At 68.1% G+C, this 17,089-nt stretch carries 18 protein-coding genes and 1 tRNA gene; 11 read left to right on the top strand and 8 right to left on the bottom strand.

The window, feature by feature from the left end; translation table 11 throughout:
• Positions 1–9: 9 nt before the first annotated feature.
• Both Q0907_RS04505 and Q0907_RS04500 read right to left on the bottom strand, forming a co-directional pair.
• A complete protein-coding gene (locus Q0907_RS04505) occupies positions 10–213 on the bottom strand; it encodes a DUF2892 domain-containing protein (RefSeq protein WP_299341987.1) in 204 nt (67 codons plus the stop codon).
• 31 nt (positions 214–244) lie between these two features.
• Positions 245–1,516, bottom strand: coding sequence for an FAD-dependent oxidoreductase (locus tag Q0907_RS04500; RefSeq protein WP_299341984.1), 1,272 nt, complete (start codon positions 1,514–1,516; stop codon positions 245–247).
• Positions 1,517–1,624: 108 nt separating this feature from the next.
• Between Q0907_RS04500 and Q0907_RS04495 the strand changes: the two genes are divergently transcribed.
• From Q0907_RS04495 to Q0907_RS04475, 5 genes are all read left to right on the top strand, one after another.
• Positions 1,625–2,014 carry a rhodanese-like domain-containing protein gene (locus Q0907_RS04495; protein ID WP_299341981.1) on the top strand — a complete coding sequence of 130 codons (390 nt, stop codon included), beginning with the start codon at positions 1,625–1,627 and terminating at the stop codon, positions 2,012–2,014.
• On the top strand, positions 2,011–2,373 hold the full coding sequence (locus Q0907_RS04490) for a metalloregulator ArsR/SmtB family transcription factor (protein WP_299341978.1): 363 nt from the start codon (positions 2,011–2,013) through the stop codon (positions 2,371–2,373). Before Q0907_RS04495 ends, Q0907_RS04490 begins: the two co-directional genes overlap by 4 nt.
• The gene (locus tag Q0907_RS04485; RefSeq protein WP_299341973.1) at positions 2,373–2,738 is read left to right on the top strand and encodes a rhodanese-like domain-containing protein; all 366 of its coding nucleotides are present in this window, start codon (positions 2,373–2,375) and stop codon (positions 2,736–2,738) included. The genes Q0907_RS04490 and Q0907_RS04485 overlap by 1 nt, the downstream gene beginning before the upstream one ends.
• A gap of 22 nt (positions 2,739–2,760) precedes the next feature.
• Positions 2,761–3,117 carry a carboxymuconolactone decarboxylase family protein gene (locus Q0907_RS04480; protein WP_299341971.1) on the top strand — a complete coding sequence of 119 codons (357 nt, stop codon included), beginning with the start codon at positions 2,761–2,763 and terminating at the stop codon, positions 3,115–3,117.
• 65 nt (positions 3,118–3,182) lie between these two features.
• Entirely contained in the window at positions 3,183–4,043 is an 861-nt protein-coding gene (locus Q0907_RS04475) for an MBL fold metallo-hydrolase (protein ID WP_299341968.1), read from the top strand.
• Positions 4,044–4,048: 5 nt separating this feature from the next.
• Here Q0907_RS04475 and Q0907_RS04470 read toward each other — a convergent pair whose 3' ends face one another.
• The 6 genes from Q0907_RS04470 to Q0907_RS04445 all read right to left on the bottom strand — a co-directional run bounded on the left by Q0907_RS04470 (position 4,049) and on the right by Q0907_RS04445 (position 11,656).
• Positions 4,049–4,786 carry a murein L,D-transpeptidase catalytic domain family protein gene (locus tag Q0907_RS04470; RefSeq protein ID WP_299341965.1) on the bottom strand — a complete coding sequence of 246 codons (738 nt, stop codon included), beginning with the start codon at positions 4,784–4,786 and terminating at the stop codon, positions 4,049–4,051.
• A gap of 49 nt (positions 4,787–4,835) precedes the next feature.
• Complete coding sequence (locus Q0907_RS04465; protein ID WP_299341962.1) at positions 4,836–5,876, bottom strand: L,D-transpeptidase; 1,041 nt, start codon at positions 5,874–5,876, stop codon at positions 4,836–4,838.
• 200 nt (positions 5,877–6,076) lie between these two features.
• Complete coding sequence (thrC, locus tag Q0907_RS04460; protein WP_299341959.1) at positions 6,077–7,366, bottom strand: threonine synthase; 1,290 nt, start codon at positions 7,364–7,366, stop codon at positions 6,077–6,079.
• Positions 7,367–7,419: 53 nt separating this feature from the next.
• Positions 7,420–8,349: a homoserine kinase gene (locus Q0907_RS04455; RefSeq protein ID WP_299341957.1), complete on the bottom strand. Its 930-nt coding sequence runs from the start codon at positions 8,347–8,349 to the stop codon at positions 7,420–7,422.
• A gap of 31 nt (positions 8,350–8,380) precedes the next feature.
• Positions 8,381–10,873, bottom strand: coding sequence for a bifunctional aspartate kinase/homoserine dehydrogenase I (gene thrA, locus Q0907_RS04450; protein ID WP_296280194.1), 2,493 nt, complete (start codon positions 10,871–10,873; stop codon positions 8,381–8,383).
• A gap of 327 nt (positions 10,874–11,200) precedes the next feature.
• Positions 11,201–11,656, bottom strand: coding sequence for a GNAT family N-acetyltransferase (locus Q0907_RS04445; protein ID WP_296280193.1), 456 nt, complete (start codon positions 11,654–11,656; stop codon positions 11,201–11,203).
• A 117-nt stretch (positions 11,657–11,773) separates the two neighbouring features.
• Between Q0907_RS04445 and Q0907_RS04440 the strand changes: the two genes are divergently transcribed.
• From Q0907_RS04440 to Q0907_RS04415, 6 genes are all read left to right on the top strand, one after another.
• Positions 11,774–11,850 (top strand) — tRNA-Arg (locus Q0907_RS04440).
• 245 nt (positions 11,851–12,095) lie between these two features.
• A complete protein-coding gene (locus Q0907_RS04435; RefSeq protein WP_296280192.1) occupies positions 12,096–13,628 on the top strand; it encodes an aldehyde dehydrogenase family protein in 1,533 nt (510 codons plus the stop codon).
• Positions 13,629–13,775: 147 nt separating this feature from the next.
• Positions 13,776–14,054, top strand: coding sequence for a DUF4190 domain-containing protein (locus Q0907_RS04430; RefSeq protein WP_296280191.1), 279 nt, complete (start codon positions 13,776–13,778; stop codon positions 14,052–14,054).
• 14 nt (positions 14,055–14,068) lie between these two features.
• Positions 14,069–15,124 (top strand): quinone-dependent dihydroorotate dehydrogenase, encoded by a 1,056-nt coding sequence (locus Q0907_RS04425; RefSeq protein WP_299341951.1) that lies wholly within the window; start codon positions 14,069–14,071, stop codon positions 15,122–15,124.
• A complete protein-coding gene (gene murB, locus Q0907_RS04420; protein WP_299341942.1) occupies positions 15,121–16,161 on the top strand; it encodes a UDP-N-acetylmuramate dehydrogenase in 1,041 nt (346 codons plus the stop codon). Before Q0907_RS04425 ends, murB begins: the two co-directional genes overlap by 4 nt.
• A gap of 12 nt (positions 16,162–16,173) precedes the next feature.
• Complete coding sequence (locus Q0907_RS04415) at positions 16,174–17,082, top strand: DMT family transporter (protein ID WP_296280188.1); 909 nt, start codon at positions 16,174–16,176, stop codon at positions 17,080–17,082.
• Positions 17,083–17,089 lie beyond the last annotated feature (7 nt).

The raw sequence follows: 17,089 nt of genomic DNA, 5'->3' as shown, positions 1-17,089 counted from the left end.
GCCTCGCGCTCACTTGAATGCGCAGCCGGCGCGTACGCCCAGCTTGCGGAAGACGATGGCCGCCGGACAGAAGCCGGTCACGCTGGCCTGAAGCATGTTCACGCCGATGAAGAGGGTGAACCAGAGCCACAGCGGCGAAACGAAGTGAGCCAGCGCCAGGCTGGCGAGGGTCATCACGCCAGCGAAGCCGAGGACGGCACGGTCGAGGTTCATGAGGGGTTCTCCGGAAACGGAATGGGGGAAATCAGCGGGTGCGCATGATGCCGAGCAGCTTGAGCACGTATTTCTCGTAGATCGGTTCGGTGTTGCCGGACTTCATCTTCATCAGGAAGTACTTTTCGAACGCGATCTTGGCTACGTGCACCCATTTGCCGACCTTGGCCCAGGTGACGTTGCGTGGCGGGATCTGCGGAAGTGCCACGAAGGCGGCGCCGGTATCGCCCATGTCGGCCAGACAGATCGCGTTCCACGTCGCTTCGGCGGTGACCGGCCTGCCGGCCAGCTCGGCCTGGATGTTGTGCGCCACGGCGGTGACCATGGACTCGATCATGAAGCCGGTCTTCGGCGCGCCCGTCGGCACCGGCGTGGCCTCCACCGGCGGGATCGCCACGCACACGCCGAGCGAGAAGATGTTGGGATAGGCCGGGTTGCGCTGATGCTTGTCGATCAGGATGAAGCCGCGCGGATTGCACAGCCCTTCTCCCTGGCGCACCGCCGACACGCCGGTGAAGGCTGGCAGCACCATCGAATACGCGAACGGCAAGGTGTGCATCTTCCTCGGCTGACCGACATCGTCCATTTCGGACACGTCCATCTCGCCGTCGCGCACCGCGGTGATCTTCGCGTTGGTGATCCACTGGATGTGGCGCTGGCGGAATTCCGATTCCATCAAGCCCCTGGAGTCACCGACACCGCCCAGGCCCATGTGTCCGACGTACGGTTCCGGGCTTACGTAGGTGATCGGCACCCGGTCGCGCAGCCTGCGCTTGCGCAGGTCGCTGTCCAGGATCATCGCGAACTCATAAGCCGGACCGAAGCAGCTGGCCATCGGCGCGGCGCCCACGACGACCGGGCCCGGATTTTCGAGGAACGCCTGGTAGGCCTGCCAGGCAGTGGTGGCATGCGGCGTGGTGCAGATCGACTGGGTGAAGCCGCCTTCAGGCCCCAGGCCCGGCACTTCATCGAACGCCAGTCGCGGACCCGTCGCGATCACCAGATAGTCGTAGTCGACAGTGCGCCCGTCGCGCAGCCGCACACGGTTGTGGTCGGGCTCGACCTGCTCGGCGCCGACGCCCTCGAAGGCGATGTTCTTCTTCGCCAGGTAGCGGGCGACCGGCATTTCGACATCGGACGGCTTGCGCCAGCCCACGGCGACCCAGGGATTGGACGGCGTGAAGGAGAAGCGGTCGCCCTCCCCGATCACGGTGACCTCCGGCCCCTGGCCCAGGGTGCCGCGCAGTTCATAGGCTGCGCTCATGCCCCCGATGCCTGCACCCAATACGACGATGCGTGCCATGTCTTCCCCTCCAGGTTCGATGGCCACCCCCGGCGGGAGTGCCGGTCGGCTTGCAATACAAATTAGCATCTACTAATATTAGAGTCAACTAATATATTGGAGGCACCCATGGCACGCACCGTCCAGAATCTGGTGATCGAGGCACGCAGCCGCATCCAGGAGATCGCGCCCGACCAGCTTGCGGCACAGGACGACTGCGTCCTGATCGATGTGCGCGAACCGGCCGAGTACGTGCAGGGACACCTGCCGGGCGCGATCAACCTGCCGCGCGGCGTGCTGGAATTCCAGATCCACGCGCACCCGGCGATGGCCTGCGACACCAGCGAAGCGCTGGCCTTGCCCGACCGCGAGCTGATCCTCTACTGCCTGACCGGCGGACGCTCGGCGCTGGCGGCCGACAGCCTGCAGGCGCTCGGCTTCACCCGCGTGCGCTCGCTTGCGGGCGGGCTCACCGCATGGCGCAATGCCGGCCATCCCCTCACCCCGGAAACCGCATGACCCGCAGCCTCTCCACGTCCACGTTCGACATCGCCGCCATGCAGGCGCATGCGGGCGATGCCGCACAACTGCTCAAGGCCCTCGCCAACGAGAAGCGGCTGCAGATCCTGTGCCTGCTGACCGCGGGCGAGCGCTCGGTGGGCGACATCAACGCCCTGCTCGACCTGAGCCAGTCCGCGCTGTCGCAGCACCTGGCCGTGTTGCGCGAAGAAGGCCTGGTGCAGACGCGCCGCGAGGCCCAGAACGTGTTCTACGCACTGATGCCGGGGCCGGCTGCGCAGGTCATGCATACGCTGCATGGCATCTACTGCGCACCGGCCGAGGCGCCAGCGCCCCGGAAGCGCACGGGGAGGTCGTGATGCTGGGCGTGCTCAAGGCCCTGTTCGACCGTCGTGGGGCGCAGGCTTCTCCGCAGGAAGCGGTCGCGTGCCTCAACCGCGGAGCCGCACTGGTCGACGTGCGCGAACAGGGCGAGTTCGCACGCGGTCATGTGCAAGGCGCCCTCAACATCCCGTTGGGCGAACTGCGCGCCGGCAGCACCGCGCTGCTGGATGCCCGCCTCGCCGCCGGTACGCACGAGGTCGTGCTGGCCTGCCAGAGCGGTACGCGCTCGCGCGTGGCCCAGGCCATCCTGTCCGGCGACCCCGCGCGCACCTATCTCAACCTGGCCGGTGGCATGGCGGCGTGGCAGAGCCACGGCCTGCCCATCGTGCGACACGATTGATCCGACACCACAAGGTATTCCCATGTCCAGTGCAGACCGTTACCAGGAACTGACCACCCGCATCAACCGGCACCTCGGCCCCTTCCGCACGGCGGCGCCCGAGGTGATGCAGGGATTCGGCGCCATGGCGCGCGGCGCGATGGGCGCTGGTGCGCTCGACGAGAAGACCAAGGAACTGATTGCGATGGCGATCGGCGTGGCGGCGCGCTGCGACGGCTGCCTCGGTTTCCATGCCAAGGCGCTGGTGCGCCTTGGTGCCACGCCGGAGGAGTTCCAGGAGATGCTGGGTGTCGCCGTCTACATGGGCGGTGGCCCATCGCTGATGTATGCAGCGCATGCGCTGGAAGCGTTCGAGGAGTTCTCCGCGGAAGAATCCTGAGGGCTCTTTGATCAATACTCGGGGCCTGCGATGATGGCCCACCGCTGTCAATCAGGAGCCGTGCCATGACACACGCCAGCGTGCATGCGCAGTTCGACAACGCCACGAACACCATCACCTACGTGGCCTGGGACCCGGCCACGCGCCAGGCGGCGATCATCGACCCCGTGCTGGACTACGACCACCGCTCCGGCCGCGCCTCGCACCACAGCGCCGACACGTTGCTGGGCTTTGTCGCCGACCACGGACTGACGGTGGACTGGATCCTGGAGACGCACGCGCACGCCGACCATCTCAGTGCCGCCCCCTACCTGAAGGACAAGACCGGCGCGGCGATCGGCATCGGTTCGCGCATCACCGAGGTGCAGCGAACGTTCGCCCCGGTGTTCGGGCTGGATGACGTGAGTGGCGAGGGGCGCGAGTTCGACCGCCTGTTCCGCGATGGGGACACGTTCGCGCTCGGGGGGCTGCAGGTCGAGGTGATCCACACCCCCGGCCACACGCCCGCCTGCGTGTCCTACCGGGTCGGCGAGGCGGTTTTCGTGGGCGACACGCTGTTCATGCCCGACTACGGTACCGCGCGTACCGATTTCCCCGGCGGCGATGCGCGCACGCTGTACCGCTCGATCCAGAAACTGCTCGCCCTTCCGCCGAGTACCGTTCTGTACCTGTGCCACGACTACAAGGCGCCGGGACGCGACCACTACGCGTGGCAGACCACCGTGGCCGACGAGAAAGCGCGCAACGTGCACATCGGCGGCGGTGTGGACGAAGACAGCTTCGTCGCGATGCGCGAAGCGCGCGATGCCACGCTGGCGGCGCCGACGCTGCTGCTGCCGTCGCTGCAGGTCAACATCCGCGCCGGCCGCCTGCCGGCACCGGAAGACAACGGGCGACGCTACCTGAAGATTCCGATCAGGATCTGACCCGATCATCCACCCGGCGGGATCGATGCCGGATGGGTGGCCACGCCGCTTCCGCAATCGGCGCTGAGCAAGCGCGACTGCTTCAGCCAGGCGGGATCGGGATAGTAGGCGAACAGGAACGAACCGCCGCGGATGCTGTCGATCAGCGGCTTGGCCACGGCACTGCCGACCGCCGGGCACCCCAGGCTGCGGCCGAGGCGTCCCTGCATGCGCACGAGCGCGTCGCTGACATAAGGGGCGCCGTGTATGACGATGGCGCGCTCACGCGCCCTGTCGTTGAAGCCCGGCTCAAGCCCCTGCAGGCGCAGGGAATAGCCGTTGGATCCGCTATACGCTTCCTGGGTGACGAACGCCCCGAGGCTGGACATGTAGCTGCCGGTCGCATTGGAGAAACGGGTGGCGAGGTTCTCCCCCGTGTTGCGCCCGTGCGCGACGCGCTCCTCGAACAACAGGCGTGCGCGCTCCAGGTCGAACACCCACAGCCGGGGCTGCGTCGACGGCAACGAATAGTCGATCACGCTGAGGCGCCGCATCGGCACCGGTTCGCCGCGCCGGATCGTGCACGTCAGCGCATGCGCCGCCATCGACAGCACCTCGCGGTCGAGCGACGGCGCGGCACGATGCAGCGCATCGACCAGGCGTTCGGAAGGCGCGGGAGGCGGCGAAGCGGCCCGTACCGCGTACGTCGGGGCGATACCCGCAACGACGAGGCACAACGGCAGCACGCGGTGGAAACGGTTCATGACGGAATCCGGGGCATGGGAAGCAGCTTCCCGATTCCGTCCGGGAGGCTCAGCGTACCCCTGTCGTGGGGCTGCTTTCGTCCGATTCCAAGACGGGCACGGTCGACGGGTCATCCTGCGTTGCGCGCACGCCGGGCAGATCGGACAGCAGTACGGTCGTCCCAGGCTTGAGGACGGCGTACAGGCGGCGGGCGAAATCCTGCGGAATCCAGAAGGAATCGCCCAGCGCGCGCAGCGGCGGCATCGGCGCGCCCTCCTCGCCCAGCACCCGATGCGCGACCCAGCGATGTTCCTTGTGCCGGGGATCGAGCAGGCTGGGGATGTCCTCCATCTCGGTCGTCATCACCAGCAGCACGGTGCCGTTGAGCTCGAAGTCGCGGACCCGCTGCACCGGTGCGGCACCGATGAGCACGCCGTTGCGCAACACCGATACCCGCTGGTCGTACAGGCTGACCAGGATGCTGACCGGCCCGTCCGGGGACGCCGCCTCGTTCCAGTACACCTCGTACGCCGACAATGGCGGATGTGCCACCTGCCCTCCTGCGGTCACCGGGGCCAGCACGGCGGGATGCACCAGGCTGGCCGGCGATGCCTTCGCATTGGCCACGACCACCGAGTCACCGAAGCGCGTGATGCCGAACAGCTTCTCGGCGAAGGCCTGCGGCAGGCGGACGCAGCCATGCGACGCCGGATAGCCCGGCAAGTGTCCCCCGTGCAGCGCGATGCCGTCCCAGGTGAGCCGCTGCATGTAGGGCATCGGTGCATTGTTGTAGAGGTTGGAACGGTGATCCTTGTTCTTCTGCAGGATGGTGAACACACCGGTCGGCGTGTCCTTGCCGGCCTTGCCCGAACTGATCGTGGACACGCCGATCGCGATGCCGTTGCGGTAGACGTAGGCACGTTGCTCGTCGAGGCTGACCACCAGCACCACCGGGCCTTCCGGCGCGATCTGCGGGTACCAGAGGAATTCGCCCGGCTTCAGCGCACGGACATCGGCCTGCGGTACGGCGGACTGCGCGTGCGTAATGGTCGGAACGATGCTGGCGAGTACGGTGGCCAGCAGGAGGGTCTGCAACAGGGTGCGCTTCATGGGCGAGAGCTTATCGCAGGTGGGTCGTGCGCCGAGGACGGCGACGCCCTCCTGCAGGAGCGACGCGAGTCGCGACCGTGCACCAGCGACAGCTTGGAAGCCCTCTCGACATCATCCCCGGCGCACATGAAGACGCCGACGTGCATCAGACCGTGCGGTCGCGACTCATGTCGCTCCTGCAGGGGCGATCCGTCGCCGGGCTAGACCGAGAGGCGCTCGCGCAAGGCGTCGTAATCGGCCGGAATCGGATCGGCCTGCGCGGGACGCGCCAGCAGGTCGGCCAACGCGGGCGGCACTTCAACCTCGCGGCCGATCAGCGGTTCCACCACGCTCTCGAACTTGGCAGGATGCGCCGTGGCCGCGACCGCCCAGTCGCCCTCCTCCCCCTGCGCACGCAGGTCCTCGAGTACGTTCACCGCGGTCGCCGTATGCGGGCAATGCACCTCGCCATGATCCCGGAACCTGCGCGCGATGACCGCGCGTATGGTCGCGTCGTCGACACTGGACGCCGTGAACGCCGTCCGCAGTGCCGCGTCATCGCCTGCGTAGAGCCAGCGCAGGCGCTCGAAGTTGCTCGGCGCACCCACATCCATCGCGTTGGCTAGCGTCGACACGCTGGCCGCCGGCGCATAGTCGCCCCCCGCGAAGAAATCCGGCAGCACGCGATTGGCATTGGTCGCCAGCACGATCCTGCCGAGCGGCACGCCGAGTGCGCGCGCCAGGATCGCCGCCATCGCGTTGCCCAGGTTGCCGGTGGGGATGACCACGTTCAATGTCCGCCCCGTCTCCGCGTGGTGCGCCAGCGCTGCATGGGCGTAGTAACTCATCTGTGGCAGCAGCCGGCCCAGGCTGATGCTGTTGGCGGAACTCAGGGGCACCTGCGCTTGCAGGTCGGCATCGTTGAGGGCGCGCTTCACCAGCGCCTGGCAATCATCGAACGAACCCGCCACGCGCAACGCCGCGATGTTGTCGCCGAAGCAGCCCAACTGGTGCGCCTGCCGCGGCGACACGCGTCCGTCCGGATACAGCACGACCACGCGCAGGCCCGGCTGGCGATGGAAGGCGGCCGCCACTGCCGCACCCGTATCGCCGGAGGTCGCGACGAGGATCGTCAAGGGCGTGGCGTGCCCGCGACGCAGGCGCGCCATGCTCGCGGCGAGGAAGCGCGCGCCGAAATCCTTGAAGGCAGCGGTCGGTCCATGGAACAGCTCGAGTACGTGGTCTCGCGGCGTCCCGAGCGGACGCAGCGGCGCCGGGAAGTCGAAGGCCTCGCCGCAGATCGCGGCCAGTTCTCGTTCCAGTCCATCACCCGCGAAGAACGGCGCCAGCAGGGCCGTTGCCGTTCCCGCGATGTCGCGCCCGGGCGCGAGCTCGCGCGCCTTCGGGAGTGCCTCGGGAACATACAGCCCGCCGTCAGGCGCGAGGCCGGCGGCGATCGCCTGGCTGAGCGAGGTGGCAGGTGAAGCGTGTCGGGTCGAGATGAAGTTCATGGGGTTCGCAGGCAAGGCACCACGCATGCAGTCGCGGCGGCCGGTGGAAGGAATCAGTGGGCGGACAGGAGTTCCGCGCCCGTGGCGTTGATCGGCGACACCCAGGCCTGGCTGTCGAAGCCGGCCGAGGCGAAAGCGGCCTGCACGGACGGTGTTGCCGCTTCCGCTTCGCCACGCGACTCGAACCAGGCGAACACGCTGGGGCCCGCACCCGAGATGCTGGCGCCCAGTGCGCCTGCGTCCAGCGCGGCGCGTTTCACGGCATCGAAACCGGCGATCAACGGTGCACGGCGCGGCTCGACCAGCACGTCGCGCAGGCCGTCGCGTACCAGCATCGCATCGCCGGCGTGGCAGCCGGCGAGGACCAGTGCGAGGTTCGCGCTCTGGGCCACGAACGCCTTGAGTTCGTACGCTCCCTGCAGGGCGGCTCGCGCGCGACGCGTCTCCAGGATGGCCTCGGGATGTACGAGCAGGCTGTGCCAGTGATCGGGCACGGGTATGCGCACCAGCCGCTCGGCCGTCGACAGCACCAGCCCGCCCAGCAGCATCGGGCCCAGGTTGTCGCCATGCTTGCCGCCGCTGGCCACCGCCTCGCCCACGAGTGCGTGCGGATACAGCTGCTCGCGCGTGAGCGGCGCATCGAGCAGCGCGTTCGCGGCCACCAGCGCGGCCACGCAGGATGCGGCGGACCCGCCCATGCCCGAGCCGAGCGGAATGCCCTTCTCGATTTCCACCTCGAATCCGAACGGCAGTGCCAGGGCTTCGCGCAGGGAGATCAGCGCCGCACCCGCGGTGTTGCCGGGCGCATCCAGCGGCAGGTCGACAGTGGCACCGCGGATCGCCGAGATGCGGACGTCCGCCGCGTCGATGCGACGCACGGTGACGGTGTCGCCGACGCCTTCGATCACGTGGCCCAGGATGTCGAACCCCACGCCGACGTTGCCCACCGATGCCGGCGAAAACGCACTTGCCTGCTGCCTCATGCCCACGCTCCGTCCCTCGTCGTCGGATCCCTCACAGCTTCGCCCCCTGCCCGGCCGCCACGCGCAGCACGTCGGCGAAGACGCCCGCGGCGGTGACCTCGGGACCAGCGCCGGGGCCTTGCACGATCAGCGGATTGTCGCAGTAACGGCGCGTGGTGAACTGCACGATGTTGTCGGTCAGGCGCAGGTTGCCGAAGGCGTGCCCCGACGGCAGCTCGACCAGCCCCACACTCGCATGGCCTTCGGCATCGAGTCGTGCGACGTAGCGCAGCACGTTCCCCGCGGCGCGCGCGTTCGCAAGCCGCTCACCGAACGTGGCATCCACCTCGCCCAGTCGCGCCATGAAGTCGTCGACACTCGCCTGCCGCAGCCCTTCCGGCACCAGGCTCTCGACCTGCACGTCTTCCAGCGCCAGTTCCCGGCCCGCTTCGCGCGCCAGGATCACCAGCTTGCGCGCCACGTCGGTCCCGGACAGGTCATCGCGCGGATCGGGTTCGGTGTAACCCAGGCCGCGCGCTTCGGTGACCAGCTGCGAGAACGGCACGCTGCCGTCGAACCTGTTGAACAACCAGGCCAGGGTGCCGGAGAAGATGCCTTCCACGGAGACCACGGTGTCGCCGGTATCCACCAGGTCGCGCAGTGTCGAGATCACCGGCAGTCCCGCACCGACCGTGGCTTCATAGCGGAAGCGGGCACCGCTGGCCGCAGCGGCGTCGCGGATGGCGTGGTAACGCGCCAGCGGACCGGCACCGGCCTGCTTGTTCGGCGTGATGACGTGGATGCCGGCGGCCAGCCATTCGGCGTAACGGTCCGCGACCACCGGGCTGGCGCTGCAGTCCACGATCACCGCATGCGGCATGTGCGCGGACAGCAGGTGCTGTGTGAAGCGGTCGAGGTCGGCCGGTTGCGTACTGGCGTCGAAGCGGGCGCGCCAGTCGGCGCCGATGCTGCGCTCGTCCAGCAGCATGCGCCTGCTCGAGGCGATGGCGCGCAGGCGCAGGTCGACGTTGGCCTTGCCCAGCAGTTGCGGTTGCGCCGCGCGCAGTTGCTCGATCAGTGCGCCCCCGACATTGCCCGGGCCGATCACGCCCACCGCGAAGGTCTGCGGCGACAGCCAGAAGCCCGCATGCGCCGCACGCAGCGCCTTGGTGGCGTCGGCGCTGTCGATCGCCACCGAAATGTTGCGCTCGGAAGACCCCTGCGCGATCGCCAGGATATTGACCTGCGCGCGCCCCAGCGCGCCGAACAGGCGCGCCGATACGCCGGGAGTGCCCGCCATGCCATCGCCGACCGCGGCGAGCACGCTCACGCCATCGCGCCGCTGGACGCGCTGGATCTGCCGGGTGTCCAGCTCGTGCGCGAAGGCGTCCAGCAGCGCCGCCTGCCCCTTTCCCGCCTCGCTGGCCCGGACCACGCAGCAGATCGAATGCTCGGACGAGCCCTGCGAGATCATCACCACCGACACATGCGCGTTGCGCAGCGCCGCGAACACGCGCTCCGCCGTGCCGGGGACGCCGATCAGGCCGGTGCCTTCCAGGTTCAGCAGCGCCAGGTCGGCGCTCAGCGTCAGCCCCTTGACCGGGCCGACCGCATCGCGTTCGGCGGTGATGCGGGTGCCGGGATGTTCGGGATGGAAGGTATTGCGGATGATGATCGGCAGGCCGCGTTCCATCGCCGGCGACATGGTCTGCGGGTGCACGACCTTGGCGCCGAAATATGCGAGTTCGCAGGCTTCGTCGTAGCTCAGGGCACCCAGCTGCACGGCTTCCGGCACCACGCGCGGGTCGGCCGACAGCACGCCGTCCACGTCCGTCCAGATGTGCAGTTCGGCGGCGTCGTACAGGGCGGCGAAGATGGCGCCGGAGTAGTCGCTGCCGTTGCGGCCGAGCGTGGTGAAACGGCCCTCGCGGTCGCGCGCGACGAAGCCGGTGGCCACGACGCGGCGCTGGGGGTGTGCGGCCTGCCACGCCGCCAGTCGCTGCGCGCTGGTTTCCCAGTCGACCACCACGCCGAGTTCGCCGTGGTCGACGCGCAACACATCGCGCGCGTCCAGCACGGCGCAGTCTTCGCCCTGCAGCGTCAGGTATTCCCCGAGCAGGCGCGCCGAACAGACTTCGCCCAGCCCCTGCACGCGCTGCAGGACGAGTTCCGGCAGCCCGCCGATGACGATCAGTGCGTTGAGGATTTCCTCGAGCCGGGTGAAGCGCTCGTCCACCCATTCGATCACCGGTCCCGATGCCTCGCCGAGCAGCGCGACGGCCGCACCGCGATGGCGCGCGCGCAAGGCGTGCCAGGCCTCATGCCATTCCGGGCGATTGGCCGCGGCCAACTCGCACAGCTCGATCAGCGCGTCGGTCACGCCCTTCATCGCCGACACCACGGTGACCTGCACGTCTTCGTCGCGCGCCAGCAGCAGCTGCGCCACATGGCGGTAGCGCTCGGCATCGGCAACGGACGTGCCGCCGAACTTGTGGACGACGGTGCGCGGTTTGGCAGGTGGGACTTCGGCGTTGCGGGACGACATGGGTCAGGAACCTCGGGTAGGAGGCCCGGCACGCATCAGGAAGTGGGGAGGCCCTGCATCCTGATCCGGGTGCGGGGCCGTGGTTTGCTTATTACGCGAACACGACCAGCCGCACCCGACGAGTCAGGGTGGTAATGGTCGTAATCAGGGAGCGTCCGCCGCACGCATGCGCCGACGCTGGCATGGGGGCCGGGGTCGGGGTCGCACAGGGGTGGACGGAAGGTCGCATGGCGCAAGAGAACCACGGAACCCCGGGGGGCTGTCAAGCGCTGCGACGCAACAAAGCCAATGATTTCAGTTGGATGCAACTGAAACCAATACACTTGCCTACAGCGCACGTGTCATGAAGACGCTGTTCGGGTCTTCGACGTAATCGCCGAAGGGGGCGCATGGATGGAAACCGGCACGCGCATACAGGGCATGCGCGGGGGCGAAGTACGCCATCGCACCGGTTTCCAGACTGAGGCGCGCATACCCCCGCCTGCGCGCCTCGGCCAGGATGTGATCGAGCATCGTCGCAGCGACGCCACGTCTCAGGTGCGTCTGCGCGGTCCGCATCGACTTCACTTCACCGTGGGTCGCGTCCAGCGCGCGCAGCGCACCGCATCCGGCCAGCGTCTCACCGTCCCAGAGCGTCCAGAAGGCGATGTCGGGTTGCCGCAGCGCGTCCAGGTCGAGCGCATGCACGCTTTCGGGCGGCGAGGTGCGATGCATCCAGTCCAGGTGCTCCTGCAGCAGCGCAATGACGTCAGGATGGCGGAGGTCATCGAGGCGGATGTCCATGGGTGCGAACAGGTGGGGGGGCGTTGTTCCACAGTGCCATGAGGATCGTCGGCGTGATACGGCCGGGCGCCGGATGCGTCGTACGTGGCGGCGCTTCGTGCGAGAATCGGCGCCGATGGCCCCGTAGCTCAGCTGGATAGAGCGGTCCCCTCCTAAGGGACAGGTCGTGCGTTCGAATCGCGCCGGGGTCACCATCTTTCCCATCGCCCGCGCCGCCTGCGCACCTCGGCGAATCGACGATCTATCCGTTCCCGCATCGGCAATCCGAATAAAGCCCGGCACCGAATCATCGGCGTTCCGCGCAATCATCGATGGGCCCGGAATCGCTGGAAAAACACAGACTTACGCAAGGTCCGGCGGGCCGTCTCTGGTAGAATCGCGCACCTCTTTCGATGCTTCGCCGTCCGGCGGCATCCCGTGCAACGACCCTGGAGCTTCCATGCCTGCTGACCTCCTCAAGGCCCTCGGCCTTACCACCACCAACTCCGGCACCTACCTCGGCAGTGGTGAGTGGTCCACGACCACCGACGCCGGCCTGCTGCAGTCGATCAACCCGACCACCGACGAGGTGATCGCCGAGGTCCATGCGAGCAGCCAGGCCGACTACGAGAAGATCGTCGCGCGCGCCCAGGCCGCCTTCAGGATCTGGCGCACCACGCCGGCGCCGCGCCGCGGCGAAGCGGTGCGCCTGTGCGGCGAAGCGCTGCGCAAGCACAAGGACGCGCTGGGCTCGCTGGTCGCGCTGGAAATGGGCAAGAGCAAGCCCGAAGGCGACGGCGAAGTGCAGGAGATGATCGACATCGCCGACTTCGCCGTGGGGCAGAGCCGCATGCTGTACGGCTACACCATGCACTCCGAGCGCCCCGGCCATCGCATGTACGAGCAGTACCAGCCGCTCGGCCTGGTCGGCATCATCAGCGCGTTCAACTTCCCGGTCGCTGTGTGGGCATGGAACGCGTTCCTGGCCGCGATCTGCGGCGACATCTGCATCTGGAAGCCGTCCAACAAGACGCCGCTGACCGCGATCGCCAGCATGAAGATCTGCAACGAGGCGCTGAAGGCCGGCGGGTTCCCGGACATCTTCTTCCTGATCAACGACGCCGGCGTGGAACTGGCGCAGCAGTTCGTCGACGACAAGCGCATCCCGCTGATCAGTTTCACCGGCTCCACCCAGGTCGGCCGTACCGTCGGCGAACGCGTCGCGCGCCGCATGGGCCGCAGCCTGCTGGAACTGGGCGGCAACAACGCGATCATCCTCGATGAAAGCGCCGACCTGAAGCTGGCGATCCCCGGCATCGTGTTCGGCGCCGTCGGCACCGCTGGCCAGCGCTGCACCACCACGCGTCGCCTGATCGTGCACGAATCCATCTACGACACCGTGCTGTCCACGCTGGTCAAGGCGTACAAGCAGGTGGAAGGCAAGATCGGCGATCCGCTGGATCCGGCCAACCTGATGGGCCCGCTCAACAGCCAGGGCGCCGTGCAGCAGTTCCTCGATTCCATCGCCAAGGCCAAGGCCAGCGGCGGCACCGTCGAAACCGGCGGTACCGCGATCGACCGCCCGGGCAACTTCGTGCTGCCGGCGATCGTCACCGGCCTGAAGAATTCCGATGAAGTCGTCCAGCACGAGACCTTCGCGCCGATCCTGTACGTGATGAAGTTCAAGACCCTGGACGAAGCCATCGACATGCAGAACGCCGTGCCTCAGGGCCTGTCGTCGTCGATCTTCACCCAGAACCTCAAGGCGGCCGAGCAGTTCCTGTCGGCGGCCGGCAGCGACTGCGGCATCGCCAACGTCAACATCGGCACCAGCGGCGCCGAGATCGGTGGTGCATTCGGTGGCGAGAAGGAGACCGGTGGCGGCCGCGAGTCCGGCTCGGATGCATGGAAGGTCTACATGCGCCGCCAGACCAACACGATCAACTACTCCGACTCGCTGCCGCTGGCACAGGGCATCAAGTTCGATCTCTGACCCGAACGCGGCCGGCCGGCATGCGTGCCGGCTGCCCTGAACGGGCCGGCTTCTGGGATAATCGCGCCACCCCTTCCGGGTGGCGCTTTTTTTTGTCCGCCCGGTCCAGCGCCGGCGCGCCTCCCTGACCCCTGCACGGAGCCCCTGATGAACCAAGCCCGCACCACCAGCAGCCTCGCCATCGCCAGCCTCGTGTCCGGCATCCTCGGCTGGACCCTGTTGCCCTTCATCGGCACCCTCGTAGCCATCATCACCGGTCACATGGCGCGCGCCGAGATCCGCCGCAGCGCAGGCACGCTGGACGGCGACGGCATGGCCATCGGCGGCTTGATACTGGGCTGGGTGTCAGCGCTGCTGTGGGTGATCGGCATCGCGGTGATCTTCCTCTTCCTGGGCGGCATGGCCTGGCTGGCGACGCTGAACTGACTCCGCGCGCGTCCATGTATTCGTTCGCCCGCCCCTTCCTGTTCGGCCTCGACGCCGAGACCGCCCATGGCATGGGCCTGAAGGCGCTCGACCTGGCCTACCGCACGGGCACCACCCCGCTGGTGGCGCGGCCGATCACGCCGATGCCCACCAAGGTCATGGGCCTGACCTTCCCCAATCCCGTCGGCCTGGCCGCCGGCATGGACAAGAACGGCGCGCACATCGATGCCCTGTTCGCGCTGGGCTTCGGCTTCGTCGAGATCGGCACGGTCACGCCGAAGCCGCAGTCGGGCAATCCGAAACCGAGGATGTTCCGCCTGCCGGAACACCAGGCGGTCATCAACCGGCTCGGCTTCAACAACGAAGGCGTCGATGCACTGGTGCGCAATGTCGAAGCCGCGCGCCGCGACCGCGGGCTGCTCGGCATCAACATCGGCAAGAACAAGGACACGTCCAACGAGCGTGCCGCCTCCGACTACCTGTACTGCCTGGAGCGCGTCTACCCGCTGGCGGACTACATTACCGTCAACATTTCATCGCCCAATACCGCCGGCCTGCGCGAACTGCAGGAAGAGCAGGCGCTGCGCCAGCTGATCGGCACGTTGCGCGAGGCGCAGGAAGAGCTGGCCGCGCAACACGGTAAGCGTGTTCCGATGCTGGTCAAGATCGCGCCGGACCTGTCGGACAGCGACATCGACGCCGTCGCCCGCGTGCTCGGCGACATGCAGGTCGATGGCGTCATCGCCACCAACACCACCGTCTCGCGCCTGAGCGTGCAGGAGCATCCGCAGGCGCGCGAGACGGGGGGACTGTCGGGCGCGCCCCTGATGGGCCAGGCGACGCTGGTGCTGCGCCGGTTGCGCACGCGGCTGCCGCACAGCATTCCGCTGATCGGCGTCGGCGGCATCCTGTCCGGCGCCGATGCCGTGGCCAAGATGTCGGCCGGTGCCTCGCTGGTGCAGTGCTACACCGGCCTCGTCTACCGCGGCCCCGAACTGGTTCGTGAATGCGTGGAAGCGATCCGCCGCCGCCGCGAAGCCCCGAGCGGCGGGCCGGTAGCGCCGGAATGACCACCGGCTACCGCGTCACCCCGAACGCCTCGCTGCGCGAGCGCACCACCTTCGGCGTGCCGGCGCGGGCGCCGTGGCTGATCGAGGTCGACGATGCAGCTGCGCTCGACGAGGTATTCGCGCTTCCCCAGGTGGCCGAAGGCGGATCGCTGGTGATCGGCGGCGGCAGCAACCTGTTGTTCGCCGGTGACGCACCGGGCGCCGTGATCGCCATGGCCACGCGCGAGGTGCGCATGCTGTCCGACGATGGTGGCCATGCGCTCGTGCGCGCGGATGCCGGGGTCGACTGGCATCCGCTGGTGATGTGGACGCTGGACCAGGGCCTGTGCGGCTTGGAGAACCTGGCGCTGATTCCCGGTACCGCGGGCGCATCGCCGATCCAGAACATCGGCGCTTATGGCACCGAAGTGGGCGAGTTCATCCATGTCGTCGAGGCCATGGATCGCCGCGACGGCACGCGCGTGCGCCTGGACCGCGACGCGTGCGCCTTCGCCTACCGCGACAGCGTCTTCAAGCACGATCCCGACCGCTATCTGGTGACTGCGGTGGAGTTCCTGCTGCCGCGCGCGCCTGCGTTGCGGCTGGATTACGCGGGCATCCGCGACGAACTGGCGGCGATGGGCATCGCCACGCCGACCGCCCGCGATGTCGGCGAAGCGGTCATCCGCATCCGCCGGCGCAAGCTGCCGGACCCCGCCGTGGTCGGCAACGCCGGCAGCTTCTTCAAGAATCCCATCGTCTCGCAGGCGCAGGCGGATGCGTTGCTGGTCGATTACCCGACCTTGCCCGTGTTCCGTGGCGATGCCACGCACAACCGAAAGCTGTCGGCGGCCTGGATGATCGAAGCCTGCGGCTGGAAGGGCCACCGCGATGGCGATGCCGGCGTATCCGCAGCGCATGCGCTGGTGCTGGTCAACCATGGCGAGGCCACCGGCGCGCAGTTGTTGGCGTTGGCGCGACGCATCGCGGACGCGGTGCATGCGCGCTTCGGTGTGCGCATCGAGCCGGAACCGAAGATCATCGGCGCCCGCTGGTAGATCGCCCTGCACATGCCCGCCCTGCCCGCCCACTATCGCGCCGCCGTGCTGATGCTGGGCAGCACGGTGTTCTTCGCGCTGATGGTGGTGGCGATCCGACTGGCGTCTGCGACCCTGCACACGTTCGAGATCGCGTTCTTCCGCAACTTCTTCGGCCTGCTGGCGGCGGCCCCGCTGATCCTGCGGCACGGCCCCGGCTTCCTGAAGACCACGCAGTTCCCGCGCTACCTGTTCCGCTGCGTCATCGGCATCTGTTCGATGCTGGCCGGCTTCTGGGCGATCGGCCACCTGCCGCTGGCGCAGGCGGTGTCGCTGTCGTATTCCACGCCGCTGTTCGTCACCCTGGCCGCCGCCGCCCTGCTCAACGAACAGGTTCGCGCACGCCGCTGGACTGCGGTGGCACTCGGGTTCGTCGGGGTGTTGATCATCGTGCGCCCGGGTACGTCGCAGTTCACCGCCGACGCGATGATCGCGGTACTCGCCGCGGTGATGAGCGCGCTGGTCGCGATCCAGATCAAGCAACTCTCGAACACCGAACCGGCCGACCGCATCGTCATCTACACCACCCTGCTGTGGGTGCCGATGTCGCTGGTGCCGGCGCTGGCCGTGTGGGAATGGCCGCAGGGCATTACCTGGGCCTGGGTCGTCGCCGCCGGCGTGCTCGGCACCGGCGGCCACATGCTGTGGACGCGTGCGCTCAAGTTGGGCGAAGTATCGGCGCTCACGCCGATCAGCTTCATGCAGCTGCCGGTGGTGGCGGTGTTCGGGTGGCTGTTGTTCGACGAGTCGCTGGACCGGTGGACGCTGCTTGGCGCCGGCATCATCTTCGGCGCCAACGCGTACATCGCCCATCGCGAGGCGGTGCTGTCGCGGCGCTCGGCCTCGGAGGCCGCCAGCGCGGCCGCCAAACCCGGCGAGTGACCGTTCC

This window comes from uncultured Pseudoxanthomonas sp. (assembly GCF_947498795.1).
In the GTDB taxonomy this organism is placed as follows: Bacteria; Pseudomonadota; Gammaproteobacteria; order Xanthomonadales; family Xanthomonadaceae; genus Pseudoxanthomonas_A.
Note: the sequence above shows the minus strand (reverse complement) of the source record. Positions and strands in the feature narration are given on the sequence as shown.